At 66.2% G+C, this 12,193-nt stretch carries 10 protein-coding genes; 3 read left to right on the forward strand and 7 right to left on the reverse strand.

Annotated elements, in window-relative coordinates:
- Nucleotides 1–25 precede the first annotated feature (25 nt).
- Together ACWD3E_RS35080 and ACWD3E_RS35085 are read left to right on the forward strand one after the other, a co-directional pair.
- Nucleotides 26–514: a hypothetical protein gene (locus ACWD3E_RS35080; RefSeq protein WP_451391572.1), complete on the forward strand. Its 489-nt coding sequence runs from the start codon at nt 26–28 to the stop codon at nt 512–514.
- 206 nt (nt 515–720) lie between these two features.
- Nucleotides 721–1,746: a SpaA isopeptide-forming pilin-related protein gene (locus ACWD3E_RS35085; RefSeq protein WP_451391573.1), complete on the forward strand. Its 1,026-nt coding sequence runs from the start codon at nt 721–723 to the stop codon at nt 1,744–1,746.
- Nucleotides 1,747–1,857: 111 nt separating this feature from the next.
- Here ACWD3E_RS35085 and ACWD3E_RS35090 read toward each other — a convergent pair whose 3' ends face one another.
- The 7 genes from ACWD3E_RS35090 to ACWD3E_RS35120 all read right to left on the reverse strand — a co-directional run bounded on the left by ACWD3E_RS35090 (nt 1,858) and on the right by ACWD3E_RS35120 (nt 10,133).
- Nucleotides 1,858–2,361 (reverse strand): DUF6233 domain-containing protein, encoded by a 504-nt coding sequence (locus tag ACWD3E_RS35090; RefSeq protein WP_451391574.1) that lies wholly within the window; start codon nt 2,359–2,361, stop codon nt 1,858–1,860.
- The gene (locus tag ACWD3E_RS35095; RefSeq protein WP_451391575.1) at nt 2,362–2,592 is read right to left on the reverse strand and encodes a hypothetical protein; all 231 of its coding nucleotides are present in this window, start codon (nt 2,590–2,592) and stop codon (nt 2,362–2,364) included.
- 254 nt (nt 2,593–2,846) lie between these two features.
- Nucleotides 2,847–3,056, reverse strand: coding sequence for a hypothetical protein (locus tag ACWD3E_RS35100; protein ID WP_451038800.1), 210 nt, complete (start codon nt 3,054–3,056; stop codon nt 2,847–2,849).
- Between the two features lie 9 nt (nt 3,057–3,065).
- Nucleotides 3,066–4,634, reverse strand: coding sequence for a S8 family peptidase (locus ACWD3E_RS35105; RefSeq protein ID WP_451391576.1), 1,569 nt, complete (start codon nt 4,632–4,634; stop codon nt 3,066–3,068).
- Nucleotides 4,621–5,457: a gasdermin gene (locus tag ACWD3E_RS35110; protein WP_451391645.1), complete on the reverse strand. Its 837-nt coding sequence runs from the start codon at nt 5,455–5,457 to the stop codon at nt 4,621–4,623. The genes ACWD3E_RS35105 and ACWD3E_RS35110 overlap by 14 nt, the downstream gene beginning before the upstream one ends.
- A 436-nt stretch (nt 5,458–5,893) precedes the next feature.
- Entirely contained in the window at nt 5,894–7,417 is a 1,524-nt protein-coding gene (locus ACWD3E_RS35115) for a gamma-glutamyltransferase (protein WP_451391577.1), read from the reverse strand.
- Between the two features lie 145 nt (nt 7,418–7,562).
- On the reverse strand, nt 7,563–10,133 hold the full coding sequence (locus tag ACWD3E_RS35120; protein WP_451391578.1) for a GIY-YIG nuclease family protein: 2,571 nt from the start codon (nt 10,131–10,133) through the stop codon (nt 7,563–7,565).
- A gap of 770 nt (nt 10,134–10,903) precedes the next feature.
- Between ACWD3E_RS35120 and ACWD3E_RS35125 the strand changes: the two genes are divergently transcribed.
- Complete coding sequence (locus ACWD3E_RS35125) at nt 10,904–12,154, forward strand: hypothetical protein (RefSeq protein ID WP_451391579.1); 1,251 nt, start codon at nt 10,904–10,906, stop codon at nt 12,152–12,154.
- Nucleotides 12,155–12,193: the final 39 nt, after the last annotated feature.

Genomic DNA, 12,193 nt, shown 5'->3' on the forward strand with positions numbered 1-12,193 from the left:
GCCCGACTCCTATTGGAGATCCCTCTTGTCCCTGCAGACCCCGGAGTTCTTCGCCGAGCTGTGCCTCCCCTTCCACGACAGCACCGTCGTGGGCAACACCTACTTCGCCACCCCCGTCCCCGGTGTCCCGCTGCGGCTGCGGATCGATTTCACCGGCACCATCCACGCGGACACCTACGGCGGCCTGCGCCTGGCGGTCGTCCACCCGGACCGCGGCGAGATCGACGCAGTCGCCCTCAGCTTCCTCGACCACGGCACCTTCCACCGCCGCGACGAAGCGACCAACACCCGGCCGAACACCAAGCAGTACGCCACCTTCGACACGTACCACCGCCCCGGCCGGCCCCCGTGGGAGGGAGCCGTCACCACCGGACTGCGCGGCGCCATCGAGCAGTACACCGCCGTCTGGTTCCCCGGCGCCTGGACCGCGTCCGCGCCGAGCCGCGCTGCAGGCCGGACCGCGCACAGGTCTCCCGCCGTGCCGGTCACACGCAGCGGCACCCGCGCCCGCTGAGCCGCGCCTACACCGCTCTCTACCGAGCCACTGCACCGCACCGTCCAGGACGTACCCGTCCACACTCGCCGCGCCCTCTACGTCGCCACCACGACAGCCAAGCAGCAGCACGGCAGCACACCGGTTGCCCCGCCGCCTCCCACTCCGGTCCCTGGCCGAACCCCATGACCTCCCCCCGCCCCCCTGACCAAGGAGTCCTCTTCCTCGTGCACGCACGATTCGTCCGATCCGCCGCCGTCGCCGTCGCGGTGACCGGCACCCTCACGTGGGCGCCGGCCGCGAGCGCCCTGCCCTCCGAGCCGACCCCCTCGGCGTCTGCCGCTCCTGCCGACACACCGGCCCCGGACGCGGGCAGCGTCGAGATCACGACCAAGGACACGGCCGGGGACGCGCTCCCCGGCGCCGCGTTCCTGCTGCTCGACGCCGCCGGCGAAGAAGTCGGGCGTGGGAAGACCGACGGGCAGGGGAAGGTGACCTTCCCCGATCTTGCGCCGGGCGTTTACCGGCTCAAGGAGACGGCCTTCGGCAGCCCGCTCCACGAGGTCGTCGCCGACCAGGACGTCATCGTCACCCCGGGCGCGACCACACGGCTGACGATCACCGACCCGTTCAAGGCAGCCAAGGTCCTACTGCAGGCCAAGGACGACAAGACCGGCAAACTTCTGCCCGGCGCGACGGTGAACATCGGCACCGGCGCCTCGCCGTTGCTCACTCTGACCACCAGCGCCAAGGGCACGGCCTCCGGAGAACTGCCGGTGTCGACCCGGAAGACGGAGTTCTGGGTCAAGGAGATCAAAGCCCCTGCCGGGTACGACCTTTACAAGCCGTCCAAGTCGTTCACCGCAGGCCCCGGCGATCCGGTGACCGTGACCGTCACCAACGCCAAGACCGCCACCGACCCGAAGCCTGACCCCTCGGACAAGCCGACGCACAAGCCCAGCGGCGCCCCGTCCACCCCCGCGGACAAGCCGGGTAGCGGGACGGGAGGGGCCAAGCCCTCCCCGCAGGGCACCGGCACACCGGATGCTGCCTCCTCGTCCGCCGCGGCCCCGGTCGGCGACTCCACGCACAAGGCGCCGGCAGGCTCCCTCGCCCACACCGGCGCCGACGCCACCCCGTGGATCGCCGCCGGCGCGGGCTGCCTTGTCGTCGCCGGCGCCATCACCCTGGTCGCTGTCCGCCGTCGTTCGTCTACCGGTTCCGAGCCCGAGGACAGCGGCAAGACCAGCTAACCGAAGAGCAACCACCGCCAGCAGGCCCCCGGGAGCGCTCTCCGGGGGCCTGCTGGCGTCTCGGCCCGACGCCCTGATGGTCAGCCTTCGGAGCCAGCGGCGGACCTTCTGCTATCCGTTCCCTTGGCCGAATTCGAGCGCCGGGACGAGCACAGCCGCCGCGTCGCAGTCGGTACAGGCCCGAGCCCCCTCTCGCATCAGGGCATCCATGGCTTCCTGCGTGCCCAGTTCCGTTCCGCCGCCCGCTGCGTGACGGCACGTGGCGTCATGCACGACCGTCCGGTCCCGGTGCCCGGGTACGGGGCGGACCACCCAGCCGTGGGCTGGCCGTGGCGGAGGGCCGGGCAGACGCCGGGTCGGCACGCCGGAAAGATCCACTCCTTCGATGGGCGTCAGCTGCCGATCGGTAACCCAGACGGTGTACTCGGCGGCCTCGACCCCGTCCGGGCGCGCGACCCAGGACGGGATGCCCACGAGGTAACGCCACGGATGGGGACCGGCCACCTCCCGGCGTGCGTGGAGCCGGACCCGCACGGTCTGCCCGTCCGGCAGGGTCAGCGCTATGTCGGCCGGAGGGGATCCAACAGCTCGCCGGTCACCGTGCGGGCTGGTCACCTACCGGGCCCCTGGTTCCAGCTCCCGCGCCGAGGAGCGCAGCGCTGCCCGCTGCCCGGTTCCGGCCTGCTGCCAGTAGGGGTGCCACCACACCTGGACCGACAGCTCCAGCAGGCGGCGGCGCAGGGCTGTCGTCCGCTGCCTGTTCGCCGGGTCGGCTAGGTTCCGATACGTCCGTTCCCAGGCACACTGCGCGGCGACCAGGTCCTCGGGGAGAGCAGAGCAACGCATACCAGCTATTGCATCATGTGTTCGATTTATGGCGCATGCTTGCGGGTAGGCGGCTATGACGCTCAGCGTTAGTTGACCGTTCGCAGCGTTAGTCGGATGATTACTCTGTGTGACGGTAGGGCGGGGGTGTGGGACACAATAGATCTTTCGGTGTGCCCTCGACCCAAGTGGAAGAATGAGCAATCAAGGCGCTTTCCGGCGTGAATCGGGGCGAAACTCCGAGCCCGTGCGCGTAGAAGCCGGGAGGGCGGCGGTCAGCCGGTGAACGAACGAGCGACCTGCTCTGGGGCCACGGTCCACTCTTCTGATGATGGCAGGGCGCGCTTGACCGCGTCCTCGTCTGACTCGACCAGGAAGATGTTTGGCATCTGTTGGTCGACCAGGCGGGACCCTGCGGGAAGCACCGCTAGGAGCTCTTCGGCGCTGACCGTTTGCGCTCCGCGATACCAGATCACCAATCGCACGACACCACCTTACGGGATTCGTCCCGCTCCTTCATGGGCTAGTGCAAGTCCGATCGGAACAGCGTTGCTGAGCAGGTGATTCTTCATGTCGGTGGTGCGCTGCCGACTGGGCGGTTCGGTGAGCCACTGGGTTCCGGTGAGCGCGCGTGCTGCGGCTGCTGTGGCGACGGCGCAGGCTTGTGACGTGCCGCTGCGGGGCCCGTACCCTCCTCCTGGCTGGGCAGACAAGATTCCGGCTCCTGGAGCGATAAGGTCTACGGCACCTTCGGGTCTGTAGTTCGAGAAGGCTGCGAAGAAGTCATCGGGGTCGCGGACGGACTGAGGCCCGACAAAGCTCTTTTCGAGGGAGTCGGCTGGGAACGTGCCGATCCGCCCTGCTGCGGCTACGGCCATGGTGTTGGGGAGTGCGGCAGGCAGCGTGATGGTGCCGCCCCATTCGTTGCCGGCCGCTGCCATCAAGATGGCACCACGGTCGGCAGCCCAGATATCTAGTTCACGTAGGTTGGCGTCATAGGCGAGACCGCCAAGACTCAGATTGATCAGGTGGCAACCCTGTTGTACCGCTGCCACCACAGCCATGAGTACCGCGAATGAGGTGGCCTCATCTGAGTTCGCACCGAACACCCGGTAGCTGTAAATCTCGGCAGCGGGAGCGATGCCTACCGGTCCTCGGCTCAGGAAGTTCGCGATGACCCCGGCCACGTGGGTGCCGTGCCCACTCCCGTCGTCACCGTAGTCGTCCTCGGGCTCGCCCCTGACTAGGTTCTTGCCGGCGACAACAGGCACCATCTCGGCGTCGATGCCGTGATCAACTACTGCAATCCGTACCCCTGCACCACTAGTGCTCCCTGACTGATAGACGTGTCGCGCCGCATCTATGTGTGTAGCGGTCACCGAATCGAGGTGGACTCTGTACTGCGAGGAGTTGATCACGAAGGTCTCGAGGTACTTCCCCCAGTACCCGGTACGGGGAGGCTCCACGTAGAGACGATCCACCTTCAGTGGCAGACCGGATACCCGCAGCGCAAGCTGTCCGGAATTGTCGCTGACACCTGCGTCACCAATCGCATGCGGGACGTCTTCAAACAGGGTGACCCGGGCCTCCGGCACCGCTTGCTCCGTTACACCGTCTACCACCTTGACTTCCAGGGTGGTTCCCCGACCCGAAAGAGGACTAGGTCTGGCTCCAGGATGAGCTGAGATCGTTCGGTACTTGCAATTTGGCACAAGCCGCAGCGCGCCGGAAGATCGGATACAGCGATGAATATCCGGTGTAACGCGAACGAGCTTCGGTCCCGCGGCGAAAGCTGAGACCAGCAGGTGCACCTGTGCGTCCTTCGGGCTATCGGCAGGCTGAAGCCAGCCTTCGGTCCCGACCCTGCGGTCGCCATCTACTCGGAAGTAGCTGAGGCCATCCTTTTCCCACATCGCATGAAGCTGGTTGAGGAGGTAGTAGTCCTCCCCGTAGTCGGACTCCAAGCCTTCGCGTGGCAGGAGGATGAGTTCCTCGGTGAAATCGCGTCCCAACTCCGCATGTTGACCGTTCGATAGCCCCTGACCGTGATCATTCACTGCCATTGTCCTCACCCTCTACTCGCTTCAGAGCCAGCAAGGGGGCGCCAACCGGAGTCAGGCGCGCTGCGGCGCCCAGTGGTGCGTCCCCTTCCACAGACAGGCTGAGGGCTACTCCTCCTGCTCTGACGTTTACCAGGGTGGGTCCGCCGTCATCGAGGCCCAGCTCGAAGCACTTGAAAGCAAATGTCACCGGACGCTGACCCGTATAGGTGATCTCATGGCTTCGGTTAGAGCCCACGGCCACGGTTACATCGCCGCTCACCAGGCCAGTGAGCTCCGGGAGCTGCACCTTCGCAGCGGTCCCCCCGCCTCGCTCGTAACGCACCATCAGTTCCTTGGCGACGGCAACCTCCGTGACAACGTAAAGGTGGCGGCCGGAATCGAGAAAGGGACGGAAGAGGGGACTGTCCCACTGGATGTCGCCGGTCTCGATGTACTCGGATACGGCACTGGGTTTGACCTGGATTTTCTGAACTTCTCGGAAGATGAACTGCATCGTCTTCGCGTTCGTGTACTTAGCCGACACCTCCAGCGATCCTCCCAGACCGCCAACGAAGGAGGACAGGAGGCCGGCGCCTACCCCGAAAGACATCGCGCTGCTCGATCTCCCACTGATATCCGCTGCGGGCGCTGGCCGAGATGGTTTCGGCTGTTCCGCCTGTGAGTCCTTGATGAGGTCCTGCAGTTCTCCAAGCCATACCGCCTGTGGGTCGCCGTCTGAGCGGCCGATGACCGCAGGCGGAACGAGACCCGCGTAAGGATGCTTGATCACGTTGTAATCAAGGCCAGTCAGGAAGGTCGCTGCCTTGTCCGAACAGAAGACCATAGCCACTCAGCTCCGAACGTCGCGCCGTCGCTCCGCAATCCGAATCTCTCCTGAACATGCCAGATCACATGTGTCGACGCATGACCTGCTGCGCCACCTGAGGGAGTGGGACTTGAGCGCGCGAATCGCCTAGCCGAACCGGGAGGGGGAGCTCCTAATACCGGGCGCGGCGTCGGCAGATTCTGGCCCCCCGTTTCACCTGCCATCGTGGGCGGGCGAGCCGCTCCGTCCGGCTGTTCCGAAGATCCGTCGTGATAAGCCCTGGGTCCGAACGGCCGACTATCTGAGCAGAATGGCCAACCATCCTTGAGTACGATCCGCCCGCCAGCGGCCTTCCCACCAGGTCTGGCCATGTATCGCTGACGGTCACAGCGGCGTTAGCGCGGCAGGCTCTCCCTGGCCTGGCCGTCGCCACCGTCGCCAGCGCTGGGCACGACTAGGCGTGACCGGCGGGCAGGTCGTAGCGGCTGACGGCCAGGTATGTTTCCGGCGTCGCCGCTTCGAGGAGACCCTCGTCGCCCTCCAGATCGAGTTCCGGCTCCTGGGGACGGCGCAGCAGGTCACTCCAGTCGCTCGCCGCACCCCGCTCGTAGGCGTCGCGGAGCAGGGGACGCAGCCGTGGGCGGGCTTCCTCCTGCTGTTCGCGGAAGATGCGCCGCTGGGTGAGTCGCTGTTCTTCCTGGGCTTCGTCGCTGAGTTCCAGGTCGGCGGCAGGCTGGTCCTCGGCGCGCAGTCCTGGCGTGCGCCGGGCGATGGCGAGGTCCTCCTCGTGGAGGCGCTCGCAGGCGGCGAACAGCTTCCGGGACATGCCGAGGTGGACCTCAGTTCCGGGGATGCGGCAGCTCAGGAAGTCGTCGAGGCCCATGGAGCGGATTCCGGCGCGCAGGGTGTGCTGCTCCGCGCCGGTCGCTGCTCCGCGGGCGTCGGCCCGCATGGCAAAAGTGAGGCCATCGTCTTCCAGGGGCGTGGTCAGCCCGGAACGCCGGTGACGGGAAGCCCGGTCGGCGGGAACGGGCACGGTGCGCAACTGCGAGGCGGGAGCCGAGCGCAGCGCCAGGTAGGCAAGCATCTGGGCGCGGGCCGCGCCGATGAGCGCGTCGTCGCTGTCGCCGAGGCGGTCTTCCAAGTTGCCCGGGCCCGCCGCCTCGTCGTCGGTGTCGGACCCGGCAGGGGTGAGGGGCGGCAGACCGGGGTGCAGGTGGTGGTCGATGGTGAGGAAGAGATCGTCACCGGGCCGTACGGACGCCCCGACCAAGACGGTCCGGTGCGCGTACGCACCGAGGACGTTGCTGCCGGCCGCCAGCTGCGCCCACCCCTTGCGGAGCGTGCCGAGACCCACGTCGCCGCCCTTGGCCTCGATCAGCCAGTACAGTTCTTCTGCCTCGTGGCGCCCCCACAGATCGGGCAGCTTCTTCTTCGGATCCTTGAACGTGTTGAACAGAGCAGGGATAGGGCCGCCGAGTTCGAGGTGCTCGGTCTGGCCGAGGCCCAATAGCGAGCGGCAGGCCCACTCGGTCATCGTCATGCCTAGCCGGTAGCCAGCGGCATTCTTCGCGCTCCGCTCGGTGCCGTGCGCGTAGACCGGGTTCCAGGTCAGGCGCCGGCCCTTGGCACCCGGTACGGGATGCCGGGGCTCGACGGCGTGCGCGCCGAGGTAGGCGTACAGCGGGGAGACTCGGGCGACGAGTTCCCCGTGTGCGTAGCGCGGCTGGTTCTGCAGATGCGGGGTGACGTCGCGGCCGACTTCGGTGGCAGCCTTGATGATCTCCCGCCAGGTGGTGGTCGGGGCGTACCAGCCGTCGGCCGCCGGGAATCCGTCCGATCCCGTCCACGCCTTGTGCTTGGCCGTCCGCCACTGCCTCCGAGGCTTGTTCGCGGGTCCGTTTCGGAACAGGACTGGTATGTCGAAGCTGTCGGGGTAGGTCAGCGGCGGCTCGTCGGGGATGTGCGCGGGGATCATGCGGTTCACTCTGGCATGTGCTCAGACCGCTCCCGGAGCCGGGTATCGAGCCGTCTACGGAGCCGCGGCGGAATCGATCCGGCTGGTGGCTCAGTCCTGGCGCTGGACATGGACTCGTCGAGCTGGCCCCCATGCCGCACGGTACTCAGGGTCGGTCCCGGCGCACGTCCTTGCGCCGTCGTTCGAGCTGAGGGAGCCAGTGCTCGGGCGGCTGGGGATCCGTGGCTGCTACCGCCCAGCCGTCCTCTTCTTGAGGGTTCCGGGGAGCCCAGGTGCGCGGTGGGCGCAGTGTGAGGACATCTTTGACGAGTGCCCCCATAGCATCAGGAAGGTCCCGGTCAGGATCGTTCAGCAGGAGAGGTATACCCAGCGGGCCCCGTCGGGGGGCTGATGTCCGGTAGGTGACCTGGCAGGAGGCGTTCGCTTCAAAGACGACGCCGCGGGCGTCGGTCGGCCCCTCCTCGTCCGAGAACCAGATCAGCCGGTCGCCAGCTACCAGGCGCTCCCTGCCATGGAGCATGCCGTTCCGCACGGTTCCGTCTCTGTCGAGGAAGGGAACGGGGTCCTCGTAAGCGCCGGGATCGTTGTCGCTGAGTCCGGCCACGTGCCCGGGGTCATGCGTGGAGTGGATCTCCAGGAGGTCGCCGTCCGCGTGGGCCATCCAGATGTCGAGAACCTCAGCGGACGAGTTGAGCAGATGGGGGTACGCGGTGAGCGCGAACAACTGCCCTGCCCTCAGGGGCAGGACGACTCGGTCATTCGCGGGCAGGCGATGAAGCGCAGGGATCGGCTCCCAGCTGTTGATACCGGTTACCTCCCTCTGGCACCGGCGGATCGCCTCGATGGCCGTGTCCAGGGAGACGCGGAAAAACTCCTTGCTTGCGTTAACGCGTTGGGCGGTGAGGAGGCGGTGGACAGCCTGTTCGACGTCTTTGGGCCGGGACGTGTGGGCCCTGACGAGCACGTCGAAGGGGAAGGGGACCGATGTGCCCGACAGGTCCTTAGCTCGGTCCTCCGCGAGCAGGTCTGTGTAGCCGATCTTGAGCATGTCCGGGAAGGCAGGGTTCCGCTGGACGTACACGAACCCAGTGGTCCGAGGAGGAGGCAGAGGAGTCCCGATGCCCGTCTTCCGTGAGCTGCCGGATTTCTGGTGCCTCTTGGTGCCCCTGGAGAATCCGGAGAGCGTGACTGGCGGGTCGGACGACAGTACTTCGATCCCACCTTCGAGGTTGTGATGGGATGAGACGGCGATGCGGCGTCCCGAGGAGAAGTGCTCCACCTCAGCGCGGGACAGACAGCGCAACGCTTCTTCGAGCGGTTCGATCCCCTCATGTTCGTCGTAGTCGCGGTCACGGAAGTCTGGCAGGGATCGGGCCAGTGCATTGGTGGCGGCTTCCGTGATCAGACTGGCGAGCTCCGGGCCGATGTGTGCGTACACAGTGCCTAGGTGGGTGGACTCGATTTCGTCGTACTCGTTGTGTGCTTGGCCGTAGAGGTCGATAGGGACGCCGGCACGCTTCGCGATGAGGAGCAGCTCGCAGGCGTGACCTGGGTTGTCCAGGTCGAAGACGAAGTGGGCGTGCATGCCCGGGGACTCCGTCCTGGGCTTACGGCAGATGAGTAGAAGGCGGTTCCGATGTTCGGGATCCAGCTCGAAACCGAGGGGCAACACCCCCTCTGCGACTGCGGCGAGGGCAGCCTCCGCCTCTGCTGCGGTTCGGACGATGATGTTCCACCAGGGCAGAGGGCCGAAGGTGCCGTGTACCGCTTCGGCATCAGGAACACAGGAACTGCCTGGGTACGACTGCCGGAAGTCGAGGGAGTGGTTCAGGAAGGTCTGAATGCAGGCGTCCTGGAAGCGCTCCTGATGGGTGCGCGCCCGCAGCATGTCGCGCTCTGTGTCGCTCAGGCAGCCGATCGCCTCGCCGAGCATCTCTAGCTGCTCGTTGACCAGTTTCAAGGCTCGGGCGATCACTGGCCGCAGAGCGTGATTCTTCCGGAGCTGTCGGCTTACCTCTCGAAGGTGCTCCTTGGCCGCGGTGCAGTAGGCCACATCTGCGCCCAACTTCCATAGGTGCCTGGCCTCGTCGGCGGGAAACTGCGCCAGCCACAGGCGATGAGCGTCGTTGCCCTTCCTGATCAAGGCAACTGAGGCGGCATGCCGCACATGAGCGTCGCGTTCCGCTTCCAGCCTGGACCAGATGGTGTCGGAGTACGCATCAAGAGATATGACTGAGAGAGGCACCAGAGCCTCTCCGGTGCGAGCCTCCACGCCCCAGTGCCGGGCCAGTTCCCTGGCCACCTGGGCGGCGGTCGCCGCGCGGGACGACCGACGTGACCAGTGGTCCAGGAGGAGGGCATACGTGCTCTCTGGATCCGCAGCGCGCAGTCCGAGGCCGAACAGCAGGACGGAACCGACAAGGCCGTCGCGCTCCACGTGCCGGCGGACATGCTCGACCAGGCTGGTGAGTTGATCCGTGTCAGGCTTGGGATCGGCGAAGACCGGGTGCTTTGCCAGCAGTCCCGTGATGTGCGCGGTGGACCGGCCACGCGCGTCCAAGACGGCGATCCGCAGGATCAGGAGGGCACGCAATAGATCCAGATCACTCGGGTTACCGACGATCCGCGCCGGATCCAGCAACGGGTGGTGGCGACCGACAGAGGTGGCAATCCCCGCGCAGATCTTCTGGATCCACTGCTCGCGCAGGTCGGTCAAGCCAGTAGCGGAAGGCACAGCTCTAATCCCCCTGTTAGACAAGGACGGTAATGGAACCCTCTCCGACATCCGCACCGGAGACCGTCCTCGTGAAAGCTCTGCCGGCGCGTGCTGTCGGCGACCTGTGGGACATGCAGGCGCCTGGCAGACGCCATGCCCATCAGCCCTGATGGCCTGGAGGGCCACGGCCAGGCAGCTCATCATCCTGGCCTGTCGCATCTGCGGAGTGTAGGAGGTGCCGCTGACAAGAGACCCGCATCGCGACGTTCCCGCTGACTTCCTCGGGCCCGTGGCGGTGTGGGAAGCCCCCACGACTCGGTTCGCTGTCAAGCGCCTGGATCAGATGCCAGGGCGACTGGCTTCACTGTTGTAGGTTCTCAACTTCAGTGTCAGGCGCCGACCCTGTGACCCGGATGTTTCCCTTGAGTCTCACGATGTGTCGGCAGGCGGCTGTCTCAGATCGGTGTCATTTCCCCAGGCTGTCCAGCAGGCTGCAACGCGGCCCGGGGCGTCACGAACCTGCATCGGCAACCATCAGCTCCTGGTGACGTGCAGCGCAGGTTGCGCGGACACTCCGTTGCACTTTGCGTGATTTTGGCTGTGTCGCTGCGGTCGCGAAAAGCAGGTTGCACACGAACGCCCCGAGCGTCGTCGCCGACAAGCGTCTGCGGGACTACGGACGGGTTGATCAGCCCATAATTGGAGTCAGTGCCGAGCGACCCGGCGCATCGCACCCGCCCCGGGTGCACTCACCGCGATCGGAGAGCATCGTGAAGAACAGCGCGTTGTGGCGAGTGGTTGACAACGAGAGTGGTACACAGTCCATCGTCAGCACGCCCTCCGAGGCGGTCGCGTTCGTCAACAGCCGGTTCGACACCGATGACGACGACGAGCCGTTCAGCATCACTAAGGTCGGCCCTCTCCTTCCGAAGCCGCTCGGGGTCATCACCGCATGGGCGGCCAAGAAGGACGGCGAGCGAACCGACGGGCGTACTGCCCCGATCACCATCAGGCCGGTTGTGACGGACAACGCCAGCGAGTGCGACGACGTCGTGCTCTGGGGCGACGTGTACGTCTCCTGGGACCACGACATGTACACCGTCGAGGAGCCGGACAGCTCCGAGTGCAGCGAGGCTTACAGCGCAACCGAGTTGAGCGCGATCCTCGACGAGTACGCCGACGACTATGAGTACGCGCCTGAAGGGCCTGAAGGGCCCGACAGCCACAGGTGGCCGAAACCGGAAGAGTTGATCACCTACGGCGCCCAGGAGTGTGCCAAGCGGTTCGGGCACCTCGACGACGACGCCCTGCTGTGGCTCGCTGCCACCCGCATCACGCTCGCCGTGTGGCGCAACACACCCGTCGAGAACTGGCATGCCGGGAAGAGTCCGCTCCACGACGGCACAATGATGAGGATCAACACGGCAACCACCCGACTCGTGCGCTCGATGTTGTCGTTCGACCATGTCGACTGGATCGGTCTCGGTCTCGCGATCGTCAACCCGTCCCGGGTTCTACCGACAGGGCAGTCCGTGCTCGAGCTCGGGCTGGCCTGCCACAACCCTGACGACCATGCGCACGAGGTTGATCCGCGAGAAGAACTCGCGGAGATGGCACAGGTCGCGATCTCATGGGGGCGAAGGTACTGCCTTCGCGAGAAGGAGTTCGGCCTGCGAACCCTGATCGAATCCTTCTGTGCATCCGACAACGGCTGGTTCGGAGCACCAAGTTGGGGGCGCATCGTCGATCGGTTCCTTGCGGCTGTCGACGACCGGGAGAATGCGCACTGGCGCATACACCGGGACAAGCCTTGGTTCGACGAGTGGTTCACCAACCGCCCGGCCGACATTGCGGACACCACGGAATTTCGTCGGCTGCTCCATGCCGGGCCCGACCTGCTGTCTGAGGAGGCCGCCGAATGGTGCGTGGAAGGTGCCATCGGCTACATCTGCCAGGACGACCATGCGAACGGCTGCCTGCGGTGCGGTATCCCGCTGGCAGCGGAGTCCCCAAACGAGTGAACGTGGGCAGCCTCCTCCGCGAGCGCTACGATCGCATCC

Source organism: Streptomyces sp. NPDC002676 (assembly GCF_053592455.1).